The sequence below is a fragment of the Micromonospora sp. DT231 genome (assembly GCF_049847025.1).
GTDB lineage: Bacteria > Actinomycetota > Actinomycetes > Mycobacteriales > Micromonosporaceae > Micromonospora.
Genome location: NZ_JBNCNO010000006.1, coordinates 254968 through 277137, shown reverse-complemented (window position 1 = coordinate 277137; position 22170 = coordinate 254968). Strand labels below are relative to the sequence as shown.

Annotated in this window: 24 protein-coding genes; 12 read left to right on the top strand and 12 right to left on the bottom strand. The window is 69.7% G+C overall.

Translation table 11 applies throughout. The annotated features are described in order from the left end of the window. Positions 1-37 precede the first annotated feature (37 nt). The gene (locus ACPXBU_RS18240; protein ID WP_393372216.1) at positions 38-199 is read left to right on the top strand and encodes a hypothetical protein; all 162 of its coding nucleotides are present in this window, start codon (positions 38-40) and stop codon (positions 197-199) included. Next, positions 189-1379: a helix-turn-helix domain-containing protein gene (locus ACPXBU_RS18235; protein WP_425758924.1), complete on the top strand. Its 1191-nt coding sequence runs from the start codon at positions 189-191 to the stop codon at positions 1377-1379. The genes ACPXBU_RS18240 and ACPXBU_RS18235 overlap by 11 nt, the downstream gene beginning before the upstream one ends. A gap of 11 nt (positions 1380-1390) precedes the next feature. Here ACPXBU_RS18235 and ACPXBU_RS18230 read toward each other — a convergent pair whose 3' ends face one another. Then, positions 1391-1801 carry a winged helix-turn-helix transcriptional regulator gene (locus ACPXBU_RS18230; RefSeq protein WP_425758923.1) on the bottom strand — a complete coding sequence of 137 codons (411 nt, stop codon included), beginning with the start codon at positions 1799-1801 and terminating at the stop codon, positions 1391-1393. Here ACPXBU_RS18230 and ACPXBU_RS18225 point away from each other — a divergent pair. Continuing rightward, positions 1704-2480, top strand: coding sequence for an SDR family oxidoreductase (locus ACPXBU_RS18225; protein WP_425758922.1), 777 nt, complete (start codon positions 1704-1706; stop codon positions 2478-2480). The genes ACPXBU_RS18230 and ACPXBU_RS18225 overlap by 98 nt on opposite strands. A gap of 5 nt (positions 2481-2485) precedes the next feature. On the opposite strand, the gene ACPXBU_RS18220 is transcribed toward ACPXBU_RS18225, so the two are convergent. Continuing rightward, positions 2486-2860: a VOC family protein gene (locus ACPXBU_RS18220; protein ID WP_425758921.1), complete on the bottom strand. Its 375-nt coding sequence runs from the start codon at positions 2858-2860 to the stop codon at positions 2486-2488. A 116-nt stretch (positions 2861-2976) separates the two neighbouring features. Here ACPXBU_RS18220 and ACPXBU_RS18215 point away from each other — a divergent pair, with 116 nt between their 5' ends. The 3 genes from ACPXBU_RS18215 to ACPXBU_RS18205 are packed head-to-tail and all read left to right on the top strand — an operon-like array spanning position 2977 to position 4228. Then, positions 2977-3435, top strand: a complete 459-nt coding sequence (locus tag ACPXBU_RS18215) for an SRPBCC domain-containing protein (protein WP_425758919.1) — start codon at positions 2977-2979, stop codon at positions 3433-3435. Then, on the top strand, positions 3432-3782 hold the full coding sequence (locus ACPXBU_RS18210) for an ArsR/SmtB family transcription factor (protein ID WP_425758918.1): 351 nt from the start codon (positions 3432-3434) through the stop codon (positions 3780-3782). The genes ACPXBU_RS18215 and ACPXBU_RS18210 overlap by 4 nt, the downstream gene beginning before the upstream one ends. Before the next feature lie 2 nt (positions 3783-3784). Then, positions 3785-4228, top strand: a complete 444-nt coding sequence (locus tag ACPXBU_RS18205) for an SRPBCC family protein (protein ID WP_425758917.1) — start codon at positions 3785-3787, stop codon at positions 4226-4228. On the opposite strand, the gene ACPXBU_RS18200 is transcribed toward ACPXBU_RS18205, so the two are convergent. The 4 genes from ACPXBU_RS18200 to ACPXBU_RS18185 form a co-directional block, all read right to left on the bottom strand. Then, positions 4212-5471 (bottom strand): MFS transporter, encoded by a 1260-nt coding sequence (locus ACPXBU_RS18200; RefSeq protein WP_425758916.1) that lies wholly within the window; start codon positions 5469-5471, stop codon positions 4212-4214. The two genes, ACPXBU_RS18205 and ACPXBU_RS18200, sit on opposite strands and share 17 nt — an antisense overlap. 169 nt (positions 5472-5640) lie before the next feature. Further along, a complete protein-coding gene (locus ACPXBU_RS18195) occupies positions 5641-6372 on the bottom strand; it encodes a class I SAM-dependent DNA methyltransferase (protein WP_425758914.1) in 732 nt (243 codons plus the stop codon). A 235-nt stretch (positions 6373-6607) separates the two neighbouring features. Further along, positions 6608-6970 (bottom strand): PH domain-containing protein, encoded by a 363-nt coding sequence (locus ACPXBU_RS18190; protein ID WP_355050625.1) that lies wholly within the window; start codon positions 6968-6970, stop codon positions 6608-6610. Positions 6971-7021: 51 nt separating this feature from the next. Then, a complete protein-coding gene (locus ACPXBU_RS18185) occupies positions 7022-7330 on the bottom strand; it encodes a 4a-hydroxytetrahydrobiopterin dehydratase (protein ID WP_357246897.1) in 309 nt (102 codons plus the stop codon). Positions 7331-7513: 183 nt separating this feature from the next. Between ACPXBU_RS18185 and ACPXBU_RS18180 the strand changes: the two genes are divergently transcribed. Further along, a complete protein-coding gene (locus ACPXBU_RS18180) occupies positions 7514-7954 on the top strand; it encodes a (deoxy)nucleoside triphosphate pyrophosphohydrolase (protein ID WP_425758913.1) in 441 nt (146 codons plus the stop codon). A 139-nt stretch (positions 7955-8093) separates the two neighbouring features. Here the strand turns inward: ACPXBU_RS18180 and ACPXBU_RS18175 are convergent, their stop codons facing one another. From ACPXBU_RS18175 to ACPXBU_RS18150, 6 genes are all read right to left on the bottom strand, one after another. After that, positions 8094-9158, bottom strand: a complete 1065-nt coding sequence (locus ACPXBU_RS18175; protein WP_393372191.1) for a succinate dehydrogenase/fumarate reductase iron-sulfur subunit — start codon at positions 9156-9158, stop codon at positions 8094-8096. After that, on the bottom strand, positions 9155-11083 hold the full coding sequence (locus ACPXBU_RS18170) for a fumarate reductase/succinate dehydrogenase flavoprotein subunit (RefSeq protein ID WP_393372189.1): 1929 nt from the start codon (positions 11081-11083) through the stop codon (positions 9155-9157). The genes ACPXBU_RS18175 and ACPXBU_RS18170 overlap by 4 nt, the downstream gene beginning before the upstream one ends. Positions 11084-11095: 12 nt before the next feature. Then, on the bottom strand, positions 11096-11902 hold the full coding sequence (locus ACPXBU_RS18165) for a hypothetical protein (RefSeq protein WP_425758912.1): 807 nt from the start codon (positions 11900-11902) through the stop codon (positions 11096-11098). A 241-nt stretch (positions 11903-12143) separates the two neighbouring features. Continuing rightward, entirely contained in the window at positions 12144-13550 is a 1407-nt protein-coding gene (locus tag ACPXBU_RS18160) for a TldD/PmbA family protein (RefSeq protein ID WP_393372183.1), read from the bottom strand. A 120-nt stretch (positions 13551-13670) separates the two neighbouring features. Then, positions 13671-15107 carry a TldD/PmbA family protein gene (locus ACPXBU_RS18155; RefSeq protein ID WP_393372182.1) on the bottom strand — a complete coding sequence of 479 codons (1437 nt, stop codon included), beginning with the start codon at positions 15105-15107 and terminating at the stop codon, positions 13671-13673. Further along, positions 15104-15691 carry a Uma2 family endonuclease gene (locus ACPXBU_RS18150; protein WP_425758911.1) on the bottom strand — a complete coding sequence of 196 codons (588 nt, stop codon included), beginning with the start codon at positions 15689-15691 and terminating at the stop codon, positions 15104-15106. The genes ACPXBU_RS18155 and ACPXBU_RS18150 overlap by 4 nt, the downstream gene beginning before the upstream one ends. Before the next feature lie 518 nt (positions 15692-16209). On the opposite strand from ACPXBU_RS18150, the gene ACPXBU_RS18145 reads away from it, so the two are divergent. The 5 genes from ACPXBU_RS18145 to ACPXBU_RS18125 all read left to right on the top strand — a co-directional run bounded on the left by ACPXBU_RS18145 (position 16210) and on the right by ACPXBU_RS18125 (position 22159). Further along, on the top strand, positions 16210-17253 hold the full coding sequence (locus tag ACPXBU_RS18145; RefSeq protein ID WP_393372178.1) for an ABC transporter ATP-binding protein: 1044 nt from the start codon (positions 16210-16212) through the stop codon (positions 17251-17253). Next, complete coding sequence (locus ACPXBU_RS18140) at positions 17250-18260, top strand: ABC transporter ATP-binding protein (protein WP_425758910.1); 1011 nt, start codon at positions 17250-17252, stop codon at positions 18258-18260. The genes ACPXBU_RS18145 and ACPXBU_RS18140 overlap by 4 nt, the downstream gene beginning before the upstream one ends. Further along, positions 18257-19264 (top strand): ABC transporter permease, encoded by a 1008-nt coding sequence (locus ACPXBU_RS18135; RefSeq protein ID WP_393372174.1) that lies wholly within the window; start codon positions 18257-18259, stop codon positions 19262-19264. The genes ACPXBU_RS18140 and ACPXBU_RS18135 overlap by 4 nt, the downstream gene beginning before the upstream one ends. A gap of 10 nt (positions 19265-19274) precedes the next feature. After that, positions 19275-20261, top strand: a complete 987-nt coding sequence (locus tag ACPXBU_RS18130) for an ABC transporter permease (protein WP_393372172.1) — start codon at positions 19275-19277, stop codon at positions 20259-20261. 155 nt (positions 20262-20416) lie between these two features. After that, entirely contained in the window at positions 20417-22159 is a 1743-nt protein-coding gene (locus ACPXBU_RS18125; protein WP_425758909.1) for an ABC transporter substrate-binding protein, read from the top strand. Positions 22160-22170: the final 11 nt, after the last annotated feature.

Below are 22170 nucleotides of genomic sequence, written 5' to 3'. Positions count from 1 at the left end.
AGGCGTTGCAGTAGCGGAAGCACACTGGGAGGTAGGAATGGGCGACGACGTTCCAATCCACGGCAGTGGTGAGCAGGCCGAGGCGGCCGAGCGGGAGGCGGCGAAGGAGAGACTCCTCGCCCAGGCCGAGGCGGAGCGGATACCGGTCGAGGAGACAACTCGGGCGGTGCCGGATCGGCGGTGGAGTCGTGAGCGGTGACCACCTGCCGATCGGGCGGCGGGTCGCCTACCTGCGCGTCCGGCGGAGACTGTCGCAGCAGACCTTCGCTGACCGGCTCGGGAAGTCGAAGAGTTGGGTCGACAAGGTGGAGCGCGGGGTGCGGTCGCTGGAGCGGGTCTCAACGATCCGGGACATCGCCGCCGTCCTGCGGGTCGATGCCGCAGCGCTGCTCGGGCGGGATGCCCAACCGGTCGACGCGACCAGGCGGGCCGAGGGCGTCGTGCGGATCCGGGCGGCGCTGTCGACGTACGCGATGGCACTTGGCCCTTCGGCGGCGGGCCGTGACGTTCTGCCGACTGATCGTCTTGCCCGGCAGGTGGAGCACGCCTGGACCACCTTTCAGCATGCGCGGTATCCGCAGGTGGTCGACCTGTTGCCGAGGCTGTTGGTCGATGTTCAGCGTGCGCATGTCCAGGATTCGGGGGCTGGCCGGACGGCGTTGGTGGAGACGTACCGGTTGACGGCGTCGGTGCTGGTGAAGTTGAACGAGTCAAGCCTTGCCTGGTTGGCAGCCGACCGTGCCATGTCCGCTGCGACGGGAGAGCGGACGCTGGTGGCTGCCGCGGCGGTGCAGCTTGGTCAGGTGCTGCGGGCGTCGTCGCGGGCGAGGTCGGTAATGCAGGCCGCCGCCTGTCGGATCGTTGGAGATGATTCTGCTGGGGGCACGCCGCAGAGGCTGTCGTTGTGCGGGTCGCTGTCGATCCAGGCGGCGTTGATGGCGGCACGGTCCGGCGACGACCGCGCCGCCGGGACGTTGCTTGACGAGGCGGCCGAGATGGCTGCTCGGGTGGGCGACGGACATGACCATCACCGGACCGCCTTCGGACCGACGGCAGTCGAGTTGGCCCGTGTCGCCGCTGCCGTAGACCTGGGCAACGGGCACGACGCGATCGTTCTGCACGAGACGGCGACCACCCGGGAAGGTTGGCGATGGCTGCCCGTTGAACACCGAGCCGCACATCTGCTCGACGCGGCCCGCGCCTACCTTCAGACCGACGATGCGGCCAACGCGGCCCGCGTTCTGGTGTGGGCCGACAGGATCGCGCCCGCCGAGGTGCGGTATCGACCGGCGGCTCGGGACGTGGTCGCGCAGGCGGCCCGCGCCCGGGACGCTCCGACGACGATCACTGAACTCGCCGGCACGCTCGGTGTGGTTTGAGCATCACCGCGTCATCCCTGCTGGCTGTCGTAGTGCTTCTGGGCGGCGAGGAGTTCGTCTCCGTGTTGACCGAACCATCGGATGAGATCGGTCAGTGGTCCGGCCAGGCTGACACCGAGTTCCGTCAGGCTGTAGGTGACCTGGGGCGGCTTGGTGGGTGCCACGTGGCGGGCGACAAGCCCGGCCCGGGCCAGTGCTTTGAGGTTCTGCGACAGCATTTTCTGGCTGATGCCACCAACTCGCGCGTGCAACTGCGCGAAGCGATGCGGGCCGGCGATGAGCGCCGACATGATCAGCGTCGCCCAGCGGCTCGTTGTCTGATCCATGATCGGTCTGAGTAGGCACTTGTTGTCGAAGGTGTCAAACGGACGTACGGCGATCGTCACGGGCGCGTCGAAGGGCCTGGGTGCGGGGATCGCCACGGCTCTCGCCGAGAGTGGCGCTGCCGTCGTGGTGAACTACCGGGGGGATGCGCAGGGCGCCGAGCGTGTGGTCGCGGGCATCACCGCCAAGGACGGCCGGGCGATCGCGGTCCAGGCGGACGTGGCCAGCAGCGACGATGTGCGCCGCCTCTTCGACCGGGCACGCGAGGTGTTCGGCCCGGTCGACGTGCTCGTGAACAATGCGGCCGTCGGCACGTTCGCGCCACTGTCGAGCATCACCGAGGACGAATTCCAGCGTGAGATGACCACGAACCTGCTGGGCACGATCCTGACTACGCAGGCCCTGGCCGCGCAGGACGACATCGACGCGGCGTCGATCATCAACGTCTCGACGGCCGGCACTCTCAGCCACCCTCCGTACGCCTCGCTCTACGTCGCGTCCAAGAGCGCCGTCAACGCCTTCACCATCGTGGCGTCCAAGGAGCTGGGCCCGCGCGGCATCCGTGTCAACGCGATCATGCCCGGACCGTCGGACACGGACGGCACCAGAGCCATGGGTTATGTCGGGTCGGATCACGAGGCGCAGGCGATTGCCGCCACCCCCCTGGGCCGTACGGGCAGCCCTGACGACTACGGCCCGCTTGTGGCCTTCCTGGCTTCCGACGACGCGCGCTGGATCACCGGGGACGTCATCCTCGCTTCTGGAGGCTTGCGCTGACGCCCCTACTGCTCGGCCCAGGCGCCCAGCTCGTTGCCGCTGGGGTCGGTGAAGTGGAACCGGCGGCCACCGGGAAACTCGTACGGCCCCTTCACCACCTGGCCGCCGGCCTCCTTCACGGCCTGCACGGACCGGTCCAGGTTGCCTGAGTAGAGCAGCACCAGGGGACCGCCCGCCTGGACTTCCTGGTCCAGGCGGAGGCCGCCGACCTCGGGGGCGGAGTCGCCGTGCGGGCTGCGGATGCCCGCGTACCCGGGACCGTAGTCGTTGAACTGCCAGCCGAACGCGTCGGCGTAGAAGCGCTTGGCCTCGGCGAGGTTTGTCACCGTGAACTCGACGTAGTCGATGGCGTGGTGCCGGTGCGGCGATGGCTCAGACATGCACGGCATTGTGCGCCCCGGGTACGACGGGACCCCAACGTGCAACGAAAGGTTGCGCGAGGGGGTGGGGCTGTCGTAGGTTAAGTGCAACCAAAGGTTGCGAAAGGTTGGGGCACATGGAACAGGGAACGATCGAACGCGACATCCACGTCGACGCGTCACCCGAGGTGGTCTTCGAGGTGGTCAGTCGGCCCGAGCACATGCGGGAGTGGTGGCCCGACGACGCGCGGTTCGACTCGGTCGCCGGCGCACCCGGCGAACTGGTGTGGCGCAACGCCGACACCGGCGAGACGACGACCGTCGCGCTCGCCGTCGTCGAGGTCGACCCGCCGAAGCGATTCTCCTTCCGGTGGTGCTTCACCGAGCCGGACCGCGGTGGGCCGGCGCTGCTCGTCACCTTCGACCTGACGCCCAGCGGCACGGGCACGCAGATCCGGATGACCGAGACCGGGTTTCGCGAGATGGGCTGGGAGGTCGCCGTCCTGGAGGCGCAGTATCAGGACCACGAGACCGGTTGGGACCACTACCTGCCCAGGCTGGGCGGGTACGTCGCCCGGCTGGTCGCCACGCCGTGAGCACCGCTGTCGACGACGAGCTGTGGTCGGCGATCGGTGACCCCACCCGGCGCACGATGATCGATCTTCTGCTCTCCGACGGGCCGGGCACCGCGACGTCGCTGAGCCGGCGGCTACCCGTCACCCGGCAGGCCGTCGCGAAGCACCTGGCCGTCCTGGACCGGGTCGGCCTGATCCACGCCGAGTCGGCCGGTCGCGAGCGTCATTACCAGGTCGACGAGGCGCAGCTCGCCCGCGCCGTCGCGCAGTTGTCGGCGGTGGGCGCCACCTGGGACGCCCGGCTGCGCCGGATCAAGCGCATCGCCGAGGCGATCGAGCGCAACCGCCACGACGACGAAGGGGAATGACAATGGTCGACATCCTGCACCAGGTCGGCGTCGTCGCCCCGCTCGACGACGTCTACCAGGCGGTGGCATCTCCCGAGGGCGTTGCCGGCTGGTGGTCGGTCGACACGACGGGCAAGAGCGAGGTCGGCGGCCGGTTGGCCGTCCGGTTCGGCGACGACCCCGGGTTCGACCTGGAGATCCTTGAGCTGGACCCGGCCGGCCGGGTGCGGTGGCGGGTCACCGACGGCCCGACGGAATGGATCGGCACCGAGATCGGCTGGCGTCTCGACGAACGCGGCGATTTCACGATCGTCCAGTTCACCCACGAGGGCTGGCGCGAGCCGACCGAGCTGATGCACCAGTGCAGCACCAAGTGGGCGACGTTCCTGCTGAGCCTCAAGGCGCTCGTGGAGACGGGCCACGGCCGGCCGGCGCCGGACGACGTGCGGATCAGCGACGGGCACTGACCTCGGTGCCGGTCGGCCCGCCGGGGGTTCGCGCGCTCCACCGCGAGATCGCGAACCCCCCGGCGACCAGGCCGATTGCCACGATCGCCACGGCGCAGAGCAGCATCGTCGGGCGCGCGCCCACGGCAGCCACGAGTGGCCCGCCCAGCATGGTGCCCAGGGGCACCGCCAGCACGAGGATCGCGCCGTTCGCGGCGAGCACCGCCGGCAGCTGCTCGGTCGACGTGCTGCGCTGGAACAGCGCCATCGAGGTGGACATGTACGGCGCCCAGATCAGTCCCGCCAGGGCGAAGGCCGGCAACGACACGACGAGCGGCGCGCCCAGGCCGAGCGGCAGCATGGCGATCCCGAACCCGACGACGATGCCGATGGTGGTGACCCGCAGCGGCCAGCGGCGGAGGTAACCGGCGACCAGGCCGCCGACGAGACCGCCGACGCCGAAGGCGGTGAAGAAGATGCCGAGCAGCGTCGCCGAGGCGTGCCTGTCGTCTTTGATGTGGATCGGCATGGCCACGTACACCGGTCCGAAGAGGAAGAAGAACCCGAGGCTCAACACCAGGAGGCCCAGCAGGGCGGGGTTGCGGCGGATGACCGCGAGGCCGGCGGTCCGCGAGGCGCTGCGCTCGGCCCGCGGGGCTTCGTCGCTGGCGGGAAGGGCGAGGCGGTACGTGAGGGCCAGCGCGGCGAAGGTGGCGGCGTCGATGGCGATGACCCACACCGGTCCCGCCCAACCGATCAGGATGCCCGCCAGTGGTGGGCCGACGATCGTGGCGAACCCGGCGATGGTGCCGAGCACCGCGTTGGCGGGCAGGTGGTGGCGCTGCGGCAGCAGCTCGGCGATCAGGGTGAATCGTCCGGCCGAGCCCCACGAGTGCAGCAGGGCCGACGCGGCCAGCAGGGTCACGTACAGCCCGATGGTGAGCACGCCCGCGAGGTGGGCGAGCGGGATCGCCGCGAGCGCGCACGCCCGCAGGATCGCGTCCCACCCGGCGAGCTGGGCGCCGCCGCGTCCGCGCAGCAGCCGGCCGAAGACGACAGTCCCGACCGCGCTCGGCACGGTGTACGCGGCCATGGCCAGCGCGATCGAGGTCTCGCGCTGACCGGGCGGGGCGAGGTCGCTGGCGAGCCAGATCACCGCCATCACCGCCATGCCGTCGCCCAACGCGGACACGGCGAGCCCGGGCAGGACGCGCCGGAGCTGCGGGTGACTGACCACCGGCCAGTACGGCGAACGGGTTGTCATCTGGCTAGCTGACCCGGCGATGGCACCGCCTACCAACAAAGACTGCCAACAGCAGAATCAGCCCAGGGCGAAAGCTCGGCGGCGGAGATCGACTCCGGTTCTTTGACGTCGGGGGGTCAAGGAGACCTTGACGCCCCGGATTCCCGGAACCGGAGTCGACCAGCCGCTGTTACTCCGCCCGGTAGACGGAGATGTGCGATGAGCTGTCGGCGGTGAACGGCTGCCGGTGCCAGTCGGCGTACCGCTCGGTGAGCCGGAGCCCCGCCCGCTGCGCCATCTCGTCGATCTGGTGCGGCCAGGCGTACCGCATGGCGAACGGCTTCAGGTGCACACCGTCGGAGTCGAAGGTGATGGTCTGCCGGATGAAGGACTGCGCCCGCCGGTCGTACCGATGCAGTCTTATCGTCGCGGAGTCCTCGGTGACACCCCAGACCTGCACCTGCTCGTGGGCGTCGAAGTCGCGCGGGTCGGGCACGAACGTCTCGATGACGAACGCCCCGCCCGGCGACAGCACCCGGGCGACGTTGCGGAAACAGTCCGCCTGCCGCTCGGCGTCCACCAGGTTGAACAGTGTGTTGAAGACCAGGTACGCGAGCCGGAACTCACCCGTCACCGGTACGTCCGCCATGTCGGCGACGACCACCGGGATCCGGTCGCCGCCGGGCTTGGCCCGCATCTGCGCCAGCATCTCCTCGGACGCCTCGACACCGTGCACGTCGAGACCGCGCTCGGCCAGCGGCAGCGCGACCCGGCCGGTGCCGATGGCCAGCTCGAGAACCGGCCCACCGTCGGCCAGATCGGCCAGGAAGTCCACCGCTGGCACCGGGTCGGGGTTGCCTGGGCTGTCGTAACCGGCGGCCCACAGCCGGCCGAAGAGGCCGGGATCGTCGAAGACCGACATCAGCGGCCTCCGGGGTTGGTCAGGGGGTCAGTGGCGCGCTCCCGCGCCACGGAAGTCGGAGCAGAGCTGCTCACGAAGCCTCGATTCCTCAGGTCGGATGACGTTCGGTCGGAGGGACTTCGTCGTGTCGGGCATGGTGGCTGCTCCTCTCGCGCGGCGGTGGACCGAGCAGACCAGAGACGGCCGCGGCCCGGCAAGGCATATATGCCGTGCCGGGCCGACGACGGTCGGGCGGTCAGGAGATGTGGTGCAGGATCACGTTGTGCACGTGGTGGCTCTTCTGCGCGCCACGGAACTCCACCTCGTAGGTGTGCGTCCCCACGTGGATGGCGATCGCCCCGGTGGAGAAGAACGAGCCACCCCAGGACTTGTTGCTGACCACGCTCACGCTGGTGATCTTCGAGTACGGGATGCTGGTGATCGCGTACCGCTTCCCGACGAAGGAGCGGTCCTGGATGATCACGCGACGGTCCGTCAGCCCGATGAACCCGGTGCCGGTGCCGACGGCGTCGTAGACGGCGATGATCTGCTCACCGTCGAGGAGGCCGCTCTCGATCTGCTGGACCTGCTCCTTGCGGTCGTACGCGATGTTCGCCATGTGTCCAAGGCTAGAAAACCGATGCCAGCGCCCGGCGAGGGCGACGGGGCATCAGGATTCGGTGACCGCCCGGTACGCGTCCTCGATGCGGGCGGCCAACAGGACCTCACCCTCGGTCAACGGCTCGCCGTTGCCGTGCCCGACCCGGATCTGGGTCCTGTCGGGCAGGCGGCTGATCTCGGGACGCAGGTGCAGCGCGTCCGCGACGACCTTGACCCGTTCAGTTAGGGCGGCGTGTTGGGTATCGTCGATCGCGAGCGTCCGTCGGATCTGCTCGCCCTCGCGCGTCCAACCAGCTAACAGGGTCAACGCGTCGGAGAGGTAGTCCTGCTTGGCCCTGCTGTTGAACAGCACGCGCATCACCGCACCCCCCAAGCGCCGTTGTCGGCTCGTGGCCAAATCGTCGCCATCCCGTGTCTTGTCGGTGTCCTCTAGTCTGTCGCCGCTCGGAAGAGGTGTCCACGCCCACACTTCCGTGTTCTGTTGGCCTAGCGGACGGCTACGGTACCCAAACCGCCGATTGATCTGGCACCCTGGACGCCCGTGCGGACCGAACGGGCGAATGGCGGCGGGCAGACCGAACGACGGGACCTGAAGGTGATCGTCGGTGCGGCGATCATCCGGGACGGGCGGGTGCTCGCCTGTGCGCGTGCCGCCCCGCCCGAGGTGGCCGGAATGTGGGAGTTTCCCGGCGGGAAGGTCGAGCCGGGGGAGACCGAGACCGACGCGCTGGTCCGGGAGTGCGCCGAGGAACTGGCCGTACGCGTTGAGATCGGCGATCGGGTCGGCCGCAACGTACGGATGGCGCACGGCCGTTCGGTGCTCAAGGTGTACGCGGCCCGCCTGCTCCACGGCGACGAGCCCCGGGCGCTGGAACACGAGGCGCTGCGCTGGCTCACGGCCGACGAGCTGGACTCGGTCACCTGGCTCCCCGCCGACACCCCCATCGTGGCCGCCCTCCGCCGACTCCTCAAAACCCCCTAACCCGGCCCCTCCGTTTGCCGGTTGATCATGAGGTTGACGGGTCGGTTGAGGCCTGAGGGACCCGTCAACCTCATGATCGACGCTTGAAGTGGGACGGGGGCCGCGGCGATAGCCGCGGCCCCCGTCTTCGTTGCGGGTTTTAGTGGTGCTTGTCCTGGTCGGGGTGTGCGAAGTTGAGGTGCTCCGGGGGCAGCGGGAAGGTCACGTCGTCACCGAAGGGCGACGGCGCGGCGGCCCGGTCGAACGTGAGCTCGGTCAGCGGCAGCTTGCCCCGGTCGTCCACCGCCGGAGCGGTCGGGTGGGGCACCTCCCGGTCCCAGTTCACGCCACTCTGCGCCTGCGCCTCGGCGCGTGGGTCGTGGGAACCACCCGCGTGCGAGTGCACCCCGCTCCGGGCCGAGCCCGACGTCGTCGAGCCCTGACGGGCGGTGGTCACGCTGGTCTGGGGAGTCTCGCCCCGACGGAAGATCTTGCTACCAAGCCACACAAGGGGATCGTACCTGCGGTCGACGACCCGTTCCTTCATGGGGATGATCCCGTTATCAGTGATCTTGATGTGCTCGGGGCAGACCTCGGTGCAGCACTTGGTGATGTTGCAGAAACCGAGGCCCTGTTCGGCCTGCGCGTACTCCTTGCGGTCGGTCCGGGTGTCCAGCGGGTGCATGTCCAGCTCGGCTGCCCGGATGAAGTACCGGGGGCCGGAGAACGCCTGCTTGTTCTCGTCGTGATCACGGATCACGTGGCAGACCGTCTGGCACAGGAAGCACTCGATGCACTTGCGGAACTCCTGCGAGCGCTCGACGTCGACCTGCTGCATCCGGTAGTCACCCGGGGCCACGTCCGCGGGCGGGGCGAACGCCGGGGTCTCCCGGGCCTTCTGGTAGTTGAACGAGACGTCGGTGACCAGGTCCCGGATGACCGGGAACGTCCGCAGCGGGGTGACCGTGACGGTCTCCTCGTCGCCGAACGTCGACATCCGGGTCATGCAGCCCAACCGCGGCTTGCCGTTGATCTCCATGGAGCAGGAGCCGCACTTGCCGGCCTTGCAGTTCCACCGGCAGGCCAGGTCCGGCGCGTCGGTGGCCTGGAGGCGGTGGATGACGTCGAGGACCACCTCGCCCTCGTTCACCTCCACCATGTAGTCCTGCAGGTCTCCGCCGGTCTCGTCGCCCCGCCAGATCCGGAACTGACGCTTCGCGCTCATCGGTTGTCCGCCTCTCCAGCGTCGGCGAGGAGGGCGTCGAAGTCGGCCAGCTCCTCGTCGGTGAGGTACTTGGCCAGCTCCGCACGGTCGAAGAGGCCGATCAGCTCCGGCCGCATCTTCGGCAGCGGCTTACGGGTGAGCCGTACGCTGTCGCCGTCCAGCGAGCAGACCAGGTTGACCTGCCGCCACTTCGGCTCCATCGCCGGATAGTCCTCCCGGGTGTGCCCGCCGCGCGACTCCTGCCGCTCCAGCGCCGCCTTCGCGGTGCACTCCGAGACCACGAGCATGTTGCGCAGGTCCAGCGCGAGGTGCCAGCCCGGGTTGTAGCGCCGGCCGCCGAACGCGCTGACCTTCGCGACCCGCTCGCGCAGCTCGGCCAGCCGCGCCAGGGCGTCGGCCAGTTCGCCCTCGCGGCGGATGATGCCCACCAGATCCCCCATGACCACCTGGAGGTCCTGCTGAAGGGTGTACGGGCTCTCGCCGGTGTCCCGTTGCAGCGGGGCCAGGGCGGTCTCCACGGCGGCCTCGACCGCGTCCACCGCCACCTTCGGACGGGCGGCGAGCCCGTCGGCGTAGCTGGCCGCGTGCCCGCCCGCCCGCTTGCCGAAGACCAGCAGGTCGGACAGGGAGTTGCCGCCCAGCCGGTTGGAGCCGTGCATGCCGCCGGAGACCTCGCCGGCGGCGAACAGTCCGCGTACGTGGCCGAAGGCGGCACCCGAGTCCGGGTCCACCTCCACGCCGCCCATCACGTAGTGGCAGGTTGGCCCGACCTCCATCGGCTCGGCGGTGATGTCGACGTCGGCCAGCTCCTTGAACTGGTGGTACATCGACGGCAGCCGCCGGCGGATCTCGTCGGCCGAACGCCGGCTCGCGATGTCCAGGAAGACGCCACCGGCGGGGGAGCCCCGACCGGCCTTGACCTCACTGTTGATCGCGCGGGCCACCTCGTCGCGGGGCAGCAGCTCCGGCGGACGCCTGTTGTTGTCCGGGTCGGTGTACCAGCGGTCCGCCTCCTCCTCGGTCTCCGCGTACTGCTTGCGGAAGACGTCGGGGACGTAGTCGAACATGAACCGCTTGCCCTCGGAGTTCTTGAGGACGCCACCGTCACCACGCACCGACTCGGTGACCAGGATGCCCTTCACCGAGGGCGGCCAGACCATGCCGGTCGGGTGGAACTGGAGGAACTCCATGTTGATCAGCGTCGCCCCGGCGCGCAGCGCCAACGCGTGCCCGTCCCCGGTGTACTCCCAGGAGTTCGAGGTGACCTTGTAGGAGCGTCCGACACCACCCGTGGCGAGCACCACGGCCGGCGCCTCGAAGAGGATGAACTCACCGGACTCGCGGTAGTAGCCGAACGCGCCGGCGACCCGGTCACCGTCGAGCAGCAGCTCGGTGATCGTGGTCTCGGAGAACACCTTGATCCGGGCGTCGTACGAGCCGAACTCCCGCTGGTCCTCCTGCTGCAGCGAGACGATCTTCTGCTGGAGGGTCCGGATCAGCTCCAGGCCGGTCCGGTCACCGACGTGCGCCAGGCGCGGGTACTCGTGGCCACCGAAGTTGCGCTGCGAGATCTTGCCGTCCTTGGTGCGGTCGAAGAGCGCGCCGTACGTCTCCAGCTCCCAGATCCGCTGCGGCGACTCCTTCGCGTGCAGCTCGGCCATCCGGAAGTTGTTGAGGAACTTGCCGCCGCGCATGGTGTCGCGGAAGTGCACCTGCCAGTTGTCCCGGCTGTTCACGTTGCCCATGGCGGCTGCCGCGCCGCCCTCGGCCATCACCGTGTGCGCCTTGCCGAAGAGCGACTTGGAGATGATCGCGGTCTTCTTGCCGGCGAGCCGGGCCTCGATCGCCGCGCGCAGACCGGCGCCGCCGGCCCCGATGACGACGACGTCGTAGTGGTGTCGTTCGATCCGAGTGGTAGTGGTCATGTCAGGGGCCCTTTAGTTGATGAACCGCAGGTCGGAGAACCAGTCGGCCGCGAGCGCCATGATGTAGAAGTCGGCGAGCGCCAGGGTGCCGAGGGTGATCCAGGCGAGCTGCATGTGTCGGACGTTCAACGCCGAGACGACAGTCCAGGCCTTGTACCGCACCGGGTGCTTGGAGAAGTGCTTGAGCCGGCCGCCGATGATGTGCCGGCAGGAGTGGCAGGAGATCGTGTACGCCCAGAGCATCACCACGTTGAGCAGCAGGATGATGTTGCCCAGCCCGAAGCCGAAGCCCTTGGGCGAGTGGAAGGCGAGGATCGCGTCCCAGGTGTTGATCAGCGAGATGATCGCGGCGGCGTAGAAGAAGTAGCGGTGCAGGTTCTGACCGAGCAGCGGGAAGCGGGTCTCACCGGCGTACTCCTTGTGGCCGTCCGGGACGGCGCAGGCCGGCGGCGACAGCCAGAACGACCGGTAGTAGGCCTTGCGGTAGTAGTAGCAGGTGAGCCGGAACAGGAGCAGGAACGGCAGGGTCAGCGCGGCGTCCGGGATGACCCACCAGCCGGGCAGGAACCGGCCGAAGTGCGAGGCTTCCTCGACGCACCTGTCGGTCACGCACGGGGAGTAGAACGGGGTCAGGTAGTGGAACTGGTCCACCCAGTACCACTTGTGCATGAAGACCCGGACCGTCGCGTACGCGACCCAGGCGCTGAGCCCGATCACGGTGATCAGCGGGGCGAACCACCAGCGGTCGGTACGCAACGTCTTCGCCGCGATCGCGGCGCGCGCCCGCGCTCCCCGCGGCTTCGTTGCCGTTGAAGTCATTCGAGTCGTCTCCTCGACGGGCCCGTACGGGCGGGCTGATCTATCTCCGGTCGGCACGCGGACCGGCGAACCCGCACCCGCTGCCACGTTCTGCGCACACCTTCGACCACGCCGGATCGACCGACGCAGCTAAGTGACACACGTTACGCCGATCTCTGCGAGCCGTCCGCGCAAGGGAGTGTCCCGTGTGTCTGGCCTGCGGAAAAGCCCTGCGCCGCCGGCCGGCGGCGGGTCGCCGCGATCATCCCGAGGCGCCCCCGGTGAAGTGCCAGGACGCCAGTCGCAGCGAGGGGGCCGCCCACCACGCACCGTCCACCCGATCCGGTTGACGCACCACCCGCGCGCCCAGCCCGAGCACCGCCCCGGGCCCGAGCGCGCGCGGGTAGGACTCGGTGAACCGCAGGTCACGGACCGCCCGTACGACAGTGCCGTCCTCGACGAGCCAGACACCGTTGCGGGTCAGCCCGGTGACGACGAGGCTCTTCGGGTCGAGCACCCGGGTGTACCACAGGTCGGTGACCAGCAACCCTCGGCGTACGCCGGCGACAAGTGCTGCGGTGTCCGCGTCGACCACCGCGCCGGCCGCCCCACCGGAGGTCGTCCGGCCCGTCGCGCTGACCGGGCCGGCCGTCGCGCCGGACAGCCGCAGGTTGCGGGCCATCGGCCCCCAGGTGGCTCCACCCGCGACCGCGTGCCCGGTGGACTGCGCACCCGCCGCGTCGGCCGTCCGCCGGTCGTGCGCCACCGCCCGGGTGGTGCCCGCCTCGACCAGGGTCAGCGCCCGCCGACCGGTGCCCTCCGCGTCGAACGGCAGCCCCGACGCGCCGAGTGGGTCGTCCACCAGGGTCACCGCCCGGTCGAACTGGGCCGTGCCCGGCTCGGCGAACGACTGCCGCTCGGCGTACCGCTTGCCGTTGAAGCCGTACCAGGAGAGGTTCTGCAACAGGTCCGCCACGGCGGCCGGCTCGAACACCACCTCGTAGCGCCCCGGTGGCAGCTCGACCGGGTCGGCCGCCGCCTGGGCCTTCGCCGCCGCCTGCGCGCCCAGCTCGGCGCCGTCGAGGTCGGCGAGTCGGTCGGCGTGGCGTCGGGCCACCCCGTCCGCGCCGTCGAGACGCGCGATGCCGTCCATCGCCGCCTCCGCCGAGCGGCCGGAGGCCGTGTGCCCGACCGAGTTGGCGTACGCCGACGAGCGGTGCGCGGTACGGCAGTAGCCGGCCGTGCTGAGGCCCCCGGCGGCGGCGACGAAAGCGCCGACCCGGTCGGCCCGCTGATCCGGCTCGGCGTGCGCGGTGGCCTCGTCGACCGCCGGCGCGTCCGGCGTGGGCGCCGGCGGGGCCAGCCCTGGCCAGCCCGGGTCGGGCGGGCAGAGCCGCGCCGCGACCAGGGTGCGCTCGACAAGCGCGCTCAGCCCGTCGGCGGTGACCACGCTGCCGCTGCCGGCGGCGGTCCGACCGTCGACGTGCAGCCGCAGCCGGACCCCGACAGTCGACTCCGTGACGTTCTGGTGGATGGCTGAGTTGGCGAAACGGGTCAGCGCCAGGTCCGCCCGTGTCACCACCACCTCGGCCTGCGCCCCCGACCCACCAAGGCGGCGGACCAGCTCGATGACCTGCCCGGCCAGCTCCACCTCGCTGCTCGCGCTCACGCTGGGCCGCCTTTCGTTCGCGACTGCGGGGCTCGCAAACCCGGCTCACTCCTCGCGCTCACGCTGGGCCGCCTTTCGTTCGCGACTGCGGGGCTCGCAAAACCGGCTCACTCCTCGCGCTCACGCTGACACCCCCACTCGGACGTTGCGGAAGCGGGCCGGCGCGGCCGGGTGGCCGGTGTGCCCGATCTGGCCGGGCTGGCCCTTGCCGCAGTTGGGCGTGCCCCAGGAGACCGTCTCGCCGGAGAGCATGTCCATCGAGCGCCAGAAGAGCGGGCCGATCCCGGTGTACGTGGGATTGCGCAGCATCCGCCCCCGCCGCCCCTTCTTGATCTCCCAGCCGACCTCGCAGCCGAACTGGAAGTTGAGCCGCTTGTCGTCGATCGACCAGGAGCGGTTGAGGTCCATCAGCACACCGTCGTCGGTCGCCGCGATGATCTCTTCCAGGGTGTGCGGGCCGGGTTCCAGACCGACGTTCGTCATCCGCACCATCGGCAGTCGGGCCCACCCGTCGGCGCGTACGCTGCCGCCGTAGTCGAGGCTTGCCATGGCCGCGGAGTCCCGGCCGGCCAGCACCCCCACCCAGCGACCGTCGCGGACCGCGTCCCGCTTGACCGCCGGGGAGCCCTCGTCGTCGAAGCCGAAGCTGCCCAGCGCGCCCGGGATGGTCGGATCGATGGTGATGTTCATCAGCTCGGAGCCGTAGCGCAGCGAACCGAGCTGGGCCAGGTCCAGCCAGGACGTGCCGGCGAACGCCGCCTCCCAGCCGAGGATCCGGTCCAGCTCGATGGCGTGCCCGACCGACTCGTGGATCTGAAGGGCCAACTGCTCACCGCCGAGGATCAGATCGGTCTCGCCGGCCGGGCAGAGCGGCGCGGTGAGCAGCGCCCGCGACTCCTCGGCGATCTGCGCGGCGTGCGCGGCCAGGTCCAGCGACTCGACAAGCTCCCAGCCGGTGGTCCCGTACTGCCCCCGGTAGCTGGGCCAGGACCGGCGCTGCGTCTCACCCGCACCGATCGAGGTGGCGGAGATGCCGCCGCCGCACTCGCGGATCCGCTGGTCGATCCGGTGACCCTCGCTGGAGACGAACCATTTCGCGGTGTCCCAGATCTGGTAAAGGCCCTCGGCCAGGTCGGCGCCGTGCTCGGCCATCGTGCGGGTCGCGCCGACCAGCAGGTCGCCCTTGTCCGACAGGGGCACCCCGAGCGGGTCGATCTCGCAGCCGGAGGCCCAGCTCGCGGTGACCGCCTGCGCCGGGACCAGGTCGACGGGCGGGCCGGGAACCCGCGCGCTCGCCATGGCGGTCCGCGTCGCGCGCCGGCCGGCCTCGCGGGCGGCGGCGTCCGAGAGATCGGGTACGGCGTGGAAGCCCCAACTCGCACCGACGAGCGCCCGGACACCGAGCCCGATGCTCTCGTCCTGGGTCAACTCCTCCACGTCACCGTTTCGCGCGGTCATCGACTCGTAGCGGCGGTGCATCACCCGCGCGTCGGCGTACCGGGCGCCCGCGTCGAGGGCGGCCTGGACGGCGGCGGTGGCCGCGTCGAACTCGGTCATGGACCGACCCTAGGCCAGCCGACCGACACCCGTCGGGGGAGCAGCTCCTCCGGTCGGATGGTGGCCTTCACCGGCTCGGTCAGCTCCAACACCTCGCCGGCCCTGGCCGTCGACCGCTCCACGTAGTGGGCGCCGTGTAGCTGGTGGAGCTTCACGGTCAGGCTTTCCTGCTCGACGAGCAGATACCATCCGATCCCGGCTGCGGCGTACAGGTGCGGCTTGAGCACCCGGTCGATGGTGGCGGCGGGCGGTGCGCTGACCTCACCGACCAGCAGGACCGCATCCGCCGGCACGCAGTCCGCCGTGAGATCCAGCTTCGCCGTCACCACGAGGTCGGGGTTGAGGATCCGGGTGGCGTTCAGCCGCAGGTTGATGACCGGGAGCAGGGTGCGATTCGCGGCAGCACAGCCTGGTTCCAAAGCTGCCACCAGACCACCGACGATCACCTGGTGTCGGACGGACGGAGATGGTCCGATGAGCAGTCCACCGTCGAGGAGTTCGATCCGCTGGGCCGTCTCACCGAGGGCGAGATGGTCCGACTCGGCCCAAGGCAGCGAGTGGTCAAGAACCTCGGCGGGAATCACCAGCCCAGTGCAGCTCATTCCGGATTGCCGAGGTCGCACCCGACGTGCGAGCACGAGATGACATGCCCGGTCAGACGTGTGATCGGCAAGGTTGAGCTGCAAGATCGCGCTAGATCTTGGATGTAGTGGTATCGGCGCTTCGGCGATGCCACTAGATCCTGGTTCGAGCGTGACCTTGGCGGCGGAGGGTGCCCCAACTCCACTTCCGGTCCCTGGGGGGCGGTGATCGTCGTCAAGATTCGCGCAGTATCGGGGATTTTGCTGCCTCCGCCGCGCCTGAGGCAGCAACTTCGGGGAAGTTGCTCGGATCTTGGCGCGGGGCGCGGGGCGCGGGCGCGGGGCGCGGGGACCCCGACGTGCGAGTGCGGCCATGAACGGGCGTGGATGGCGAGGTGACGGGGGTGCGGGGCCGATGCGGACTCGTTACGCTCGGGCCCGCTGACACGTGCCGGCTTTGTAGCTTATTTTCACCCTCAGGACTTTCATGTAAGTTCTCTTCGTCACTGAGGGAGGTGGCCGTGGACAGTTCGGACGCCTACCTGCGGGTGCGTGACCTGCGGGTCCGGTTCGACACCGAGGATGGCGTGGTGCGCGCGGTCGACGGGGTGTCGTTCGCCGTCGAGCGGGGCCGCACCCTCGGCATCGTGGGCGAGTCGGGCTCCGGCAAGAGCGTCACCTCGCTGGCCATCCTCGGCCTGCACGACCCCAAACGGGCCACCATCACCGGGGAGATCTCCGTCGGTGGCCGGGAGCTGGTCGGCCTGCCGGACGAGGAGGTACGCCGGCTGCGCGGCCGGGACATGGCGATGATCTTCCAGGATCCACTGTCGGCGCTGCACCCGTACTACACGGTGGGCCGGCAGATCGCCGAGGCGTACCGGGTGCACCACCCGAAGGCCAACCGGCGCGAGGCCCGCCAGCGGGCGGTGGACATGCTGGACCGGGTCGGCATTCCGCAGCCGGCCCGCCGCTTCGACCAGTACCCGCACGAGTTCTCCGGCGGCATGCGGCAACGGGCGATGATCGCGATGTCCCTGGTCAACGACCCGGCGCTGCTGATCGCCGACGAGCCGACCACCGCGCTGGACGTCACCGTGCAGGCGCAGATCCTGGACCTGCTCGCCGACCTTCAGGCCGAGTTCCACTCCGCGATCATCCTGATCACCCACGATCTCGGCGTGGTCGGCCAGGTCGCCGACGACGTGTTGGTCATGTACGGCGGGCGTGCCGTCGAGCGGGGCAGCGTCGAGCAGGTGCTCCGGGCGCCGCAGCATCCGTACACCTGGGGGTTGCTCTCCAGCGTCCCGTCGCTGCACGGCGACGCGGACGCGGACCTGGTGCCGATCCCCGGCAACCCGCCCAGCCTGATCAACCTGCCGTCCGGCTGCGCGTTCCATCCCCGCTGCCGGTACGCGGACCGGGTCGGCAGCCGGTCCCGCAGTGAGGTGCCGGAGTTGCGGGCGGCCGGGGCCGACGGCCACCTGGTCGCCTGCCACCTGAGCGCCGAGGAGCGCACCACGTTCTACGCCGAGGACGTCGCATCCGTGGGGGTGGCCCGATGACCGACGAACCACTGCTGCGGGTACGCGGGCTGACCAAGCACTTCCCGGTACGCCAGGGGCTGCGCGCCACCGGCCAGGTGCGGGCGGTGGACGGGCTCGACTTCGACGTGCGCCCCGGCGAGACGCTCGGCCTGGTGGGGGAGTCCGGTTGCGGCAAGACCACCACCGGCCGGATGCTGGTGCGGCTGTTGGAGCCGACGAGCGGCAGCATCGAGTTCGCCGGGCGGGACATCACCCACGCCGGCCGGCGGGAGTTGCGCCCGCTGCGCCAGGAACTCCAGATCATCTTCCAGGACCCGTACGCCTCGTTGAACCCCCGGCACACCGTCGGCCGGATCGTGGCGATGCCGTTGCAGGTCAACGGGATCAAGCCGCCGGGTGGGATCAAGGCCCGGGTGCGGGAGTTGCTGGAACTGGTCGGGTTGAACCCGGAGCACTACAACAGGTACCCGCACGAGTTCTCCGGCGGTCAACGTCAGCGCATCGGCATCGCCCGCGCGCTGGCGCTGCGGCCCAAGCTGATCGTCGCCGACGAGCCGGTGAGTGCGCTTGACGTCTCGATCCAGGCGCAGGTGGTCAACCTGCTGCGTGACCTGCAACGGGAGCTGGGCCTGGCGTTCGTGTTCATCGCGCACGACCTGGCCGTGATCCGGCACTTCAGCCAACGGGTCGCGGTCATGTACCTGGGTCGGATCGTGGAGATCGGCGACCGGGCGGACATCTACGAACGCCCCCAGCACCCGTACACCCGGGCGTTGCTCTCGGCGATCCCGGACGTCACCCAGCTCGGGCCGGCGGGCCGGATTCGGCTGACCGGTGACGTGCCCACCCCGCTCGATCCACCGTCGGGCTGCCGCTTCCGGACCCGCTGCTGGAAGGCGCAGGACATCTGCGCGAGCGAGGAGCCGGCGCTGGTCCCGCGCGACGGCGGCCGGCAGGCCACCGCGTGTCACTTTCCGGAGTCGGCGGAGTCGGCTGCGGAGGTCGTCGAGGAGGTGTCGCCGTGAGCCTGTCCCCGGTGGAGGGTGTGGCGCTGGCCGAGATCGAGTCCGACCCGGACGCGAACACGCCCGCCGTGAAGGGCGTCGTCGGCCGCTCACCCGGTCAGCTCGCCTGGATGCGACTGCGTCGCGACCGGACGGCCGTGGTCAGCGGCGTACTCCTGGTCTTCTTCCTGCTGTTGGGGTTGGCCGCCCCGCTGATCGAGATGGCCTACGGCGTCGGGCCGCGGACGCAGTTCCAGAACCTGCTGGACGGCTTCGGCATGCCACTGGGCTACGCCGGCGGCGTCACCGGGGACCACTGGTTCGGCCTGGAGCCGAACCTGGGTCGGGACATCTTCATCCGGTTGATCTACGGGTTGCGGACGTCGCTGTTCGTCGCGTTCGCGGCGGCGCTGATCACCGCGACGATCGGGGTCGTGCTGGGCGCGCTCGCCGGCTACCTCGGCGGCTGGCTCGACGCGGTGATCAACTGGATCACCGACCTGACCCTGGCCATGCCCTTCCTGATCATCGCGCTGGCGCTCACCCCCACTGTCACGCTGCGCTTCTACGGTGAGCGGGGGCAGGTGTCGTCCGCCTTCGGGATCGGCGTGCTGATCGCGGTGTTCGCCATCTTCGGGTGGACCAGCACGGCCCGGCTGGTCCGCGGGCAGGTGATCGCGCTGCGCGAGCGGGAGTTCGTGGAGGCGGCCCGGGCCAGCGGGGCCGGGCTGGGGCACATGCTCTTCCGGCAACTGCTGCCGAACATCTGGGCGCCGATCCTGGTGTCGTTCTCCCTGGCGGTGCCGCAGTTCATCACCAGCGAGGCCGCGCTGTCGTTCATCGGTGTCGGTCTCAGCGACGAGACGCCGAGCTTCGGCCGGATGATCTACGACAGTCTGGACTTCCTCCAGACCGACCCGGCCTACGTGTTCTTCCCGGGCATCATGATCTTCGCGCTGGTGTTCGCCTTCAACCTCTTCGGCGACGCGTTGCGGGACGCGCTCGACCCGAAGTCGTCCCGGTAGGGGTGGGCTCATGTCACGGTTCCTGATCAAGCGGCTCTTCTCCGCCACGCTGACCCTGTTCGCGGTGAGCGTGCTGACCTTCCTGATGTTCTTCGCCCTGCCGCGCGACCCGGTCAGCAGCATCTGCTCGAAGAACTGCAACCCGGAGCGGCTGGAGCGGGTCCGCGACGACCTTGGCCTGAACGACCCCCTGATCAGCCAGTACGCCGGTTACATGAAGGGCATCGTCACCGGTCGGGACCTGGGCAGCGCCCAGGGTGGCAGGTGTGACGCGCCCTGCCTGGGCTGGTCGTACGTCACCAACGAGGCCGTCTCGGACACCATCGCCCGGGTGCTGCCGGTGACGCTGAGCATCGTGATCCCGGCGGCGATCCTCTGGCTGCTGCTCGGGGTCGGCCTCGGCATGGTCTCCGCGTTGCGGCGCGGCACCTGGCTGGACCGCCTGGCCATCGGCTTCTCGCTGACCGGCGCCTCGTTGCAGCTCTACTTCGTGGGCGCGGTGCTGTTGCTGGTCTTCGTCTACAACCTGCGGCTGCTGCCCGTGCCCAGTTACACCTCGATATTCGACAACCCGGCGAAGTGGGCCAGCGGGTTGGTGCTCGCCTGGGTGGCGCTGGCCTTCCTCTTCTCGGCCATCTACGCCCGGCTGTCCCGGGCGCAGATGTTGGAGACGCTCTCGGAGGACTTCGTCCGCACCGCGCGGGCCAAGGGCCTGGCCAAACCCACTGTGTACGGCAGGCACGCGCTGCGCGCGGCGATCACCCCGGTGGTGACAATCGCGGGGCTGGACGTGGGCGGGGCGCTGGGTGGCACGGTGATCACCGAGACGACGTTCGGCATCCAGGGGTTGGGGCGTACGGCGGTGGACGCGGTGCGCTCGGGCGACCTGCCCACCATCATGGCCACCGTGCTGATCGCGGCCGTCTTCGTGGTGCTGGCGAACGTGCTCGTGGACCTGCTCTACGCGGCCATCGACCCCCGGGTGCGGCTGCGCTGACCCGGCCGCTGCCCAGGGCGCTGTCCAGGGCGTGGCTGCTGGCGAAATTTATCGACAACTGTTACACAACTTGTAGTTTTTCTTCCTTACGATCCTCGGGACGTCGGCGGTTCTCGCCCCGACGAAACGCACGGCACATGGTGAAGGGGGTATTCATGAGACCACGCGTGGTGGCCGCCGCGGGCGGCGCGATCGCTCTGGTGGTGGCATTGGGTGCGTGCTCGAAGAACACGGGCGAGGGCACCACCGTGGACACCGACCGGCAGCAGACCGGGGTCATCGCGACCGACCCCAAGGACTCGCAGGGGCCGGCGGCCGAGGTGAGCGGCGCCGCGAAGGGCGGCACCTTCACCATCATCCGGGAGTCGCCGATCTCCCACCTGGACCCGCAGCGGACGTACTCGTTCGCCGGTCTGATGACCAACCCGCTCTTCGCCCGTTACCTGACCACCTGGAAGGACGACGGCAAGGGCGGCCTGGTCCTCGTCGGCGACCTGGCCGAGACGCCGGGCAAGAACGTCAACAACGACTGCAAGGTCTGGGAATTCACCGTCAAGGACGGGGTGAAGTTCGAGGACGGCCGACCGATCACCGCCAAGGAGATCGCGTACGGCATCGCCAGGTCCTTCGACCCGGACCTCTCCGGCGGCCCCACCTACATCCAGGAGTGGCTGGCCGACACCCCGCAGTTCGACACCAAGTGGGACTTCAAGAAGAACAAGACGTCGCTGCCGCCCGGCCTGAGCACGCCGGACGCCAAGACGCTGCGCTTCGAGTTCGCCAAGCCCCGCTGTGACCTGCCGTTCGCGGTCTCGCTGCCGACCACCGCGCCGCTGCCCGCCGACAAGGACACAGGCGTCGACCTGGACAAGCAGCCGTTCTCGTCCGGACCGTACAAGGTCGCCAAGAACCAGGTCGGCGTGCAGCTCACCCTGGACCGCAACCCCAACTGGGACCCGAAGACCGACCCGGTCCGGCACCAGTACCCGGACCAGTTCGTCTGGAGCTTCGGCCCGACCGCGGACGCCGCCAACAACCGGGTGATCGCCGACAACGGCGCCGACCAGAGCGCGCTCGCCTTCAACACCGTGCCCGCCTCGCTTGTCGCCAAGGTGGCCGGGGACACCGCGCTCAAGTCCCGGACGATCCTCTCGCCGACCCCGAGCGCCAACCAGCTCGTCATCAACAACCAGCGGGTCACCGACCTGAAGGTCCGCCAGGCGCTCAACTACGCCATCGACCGCGAGGGCTTCATCAAGGCGATGGGCGGACAGACCGTCGCCGCGCCGCTGACCACGCTGATGCCGTCGGCCACCATCGGCTACAAGGCGTACGACGCGTACCCGGCGGGGGCCAACGGCAACGTCGACAAGGCAAAGGAACTGCTCGGCGGCAAGACGCCGGAGCTGGTCCTCGGTGTCGCCGACAACTCGACCGAGCAGCAGCAGGGCGCGCAGCTCAAGGCCAACCTGGAGCGCGCCGGCTTCAAGATCACGCTGCGGAACATCTCCGACGACGCGAAGCTCGACGAGATCAAGAAGAAGGACAACCCCTGGGACCTCTACATCGGTAACTGGGCGGCGGATTGGCCGAGCGGGGCGTCGATCCTGCCGGTGCTCTACGACGGCCGCACCATCAAGGCCGAGGGCAACAGCAACCAGTCCTACTTCAACGACCCGACGATCAACACCGAGATGGACCGCATCCAGGCCATGCCCGCCGCCGACCAGGGCCCGGAGTGGGCCAAGCTCGACGAGCGGATCATGAAGGAGCACGCGCCGGTGGTGCCGCTCTTCGTCGACGTGGCCTACAACGTGCACGGCTCCAAGGCCGGCGGGATCTTCATCTCCAGCGTCTTCGGCTACCCGTCGTTCGTGAACGCGTACGTCAAGCCGTAACCCGCACCGCA

What these genes read in the sequence shown, in the direction of transcription:
- ACPXBU_RS18140 (WP_425758910.1), top strand. Translation starts at nt 17,250, where the DNA reads ATGACCGACGAACCACTGCTGCGGGTACGCGGGCTGACCAAGCACTTC.
- ACPXBU_RS18195 (WP_425758914.1), bottom strand. Translation starts at nt 6,372, where the DNA reads ATGTCGGTCTTCGACGATCCCGGCCTCTTCGGCCGGCTGTGGGCCGCC.
- ACPXBU_RS18170 (WP_393372189.1), bottom strand. Translation starts at nt 11,083, where the DNA reads ATGACCACTACCACTCGGATCGAACGACACCACTACGACGTCGTCGTC.
- ACPXBU_RS18185 (WP_357246897.1), bottom strand. Translation starts at nt 7,330, where the DNA reads ATGCGCGTGCTGTTCAACAGCAGGGCCAAGCAGGACTACCTCTCCGAC.
- ACPXBU_RS18205 (WP_425758917.1), top strand. Translation starts at nt 3,785, where the DNA reads ATGGTCGACATCCTGCACCAGGTCGGCGTCGTCGCCCCGCTCGACGAC.
- ACPXBU_RS18155 (WP_393372182.1), bottom strand. Translation starts at nt 15,107, where the DNA reads ATGACCGAGTTCGACGCGGCCACCGCCGCCGTCCAGGCCGCCCTCGAC.
- ACPXBU_RS18190 (WP_355050625.1), bottom strand. Translation starts at nt 6,970, where the DNA reads ATGGCGAACATCGCGTACGACCGCAAGGAGCAGGTCCAGCAGATCGAG.
- ACPXBU_RS18220 (WP_425758921.1), bottom strand. Translation starts at nt 2,860, where the DNA reads ATGTCTGAGCCATCGCCGCACCGGCACCACGCCATCGACTACGTCGAG.
- ACPXBU_RS18200 (WP_425758916.1), bottom strand. Translation starts at nt 5,471, where the DNA reads ATGACAACCCGTTCGCCGTACTGGCCGGTGGTCAGTCACCCGCAGCTC.
- ACPXBU_RS18165 (WP_425758912.1), bottom strand. Translation starts at nt 11,902, where the DNA reads ATGACTTCAACGGCAACGAAGCCGCGGGGAGCGCGGGCGCGCGCCGCG.
- ACPXBU_RS18225 (WP_425758922.1), top strand. Translation starts at nt 1,704, where the DNA reads ATGATCGGTCTGAGTAGGCACTTGTTGTCGAAGGTGTCAAACGGACGT.
- ACPXBU_RS18175 (WP_393372191.1), bottom strand. Translation starts at nt 9,158, where the DNA reads ATGAGCGCGAAGCGTCAGTTCCGGATCTGGCGGGGCGACGAGACCGGC.
- ACPXBU_RS18240 (WP_393372216.1), top strand. Translation starts at nt 38, where the DNA reads ATGGGCGACGACGTTCCAATCCACGGCAGTGGTGAGCAGGCCGAGGCG.
- ACPXBU_RS18125 (WP_425758909.1), top strand. Translation starts at nt 20,417, where the DNA reads ATGAGACCACGCGTGGTGGCCGCCGCGGGCGGCGCGATCGCTCTGGTG.
- ACPXBU_RS18215 (WP_425758919.1), top strand. Translation starts at nt 2,977, where the DNA reads ATGGAACAGGGAACGATCGAACGCGACATCCACGTCGACGCGTCACCC.
- ACPXBU_RS18130 (WP_393372172.1), top strand. Translation starts at nt 19,275, where the DNA reads ATGTCACGGTTCCTGATCAAGCGGCTCTTCTCCGCCACGCTGACCCTG.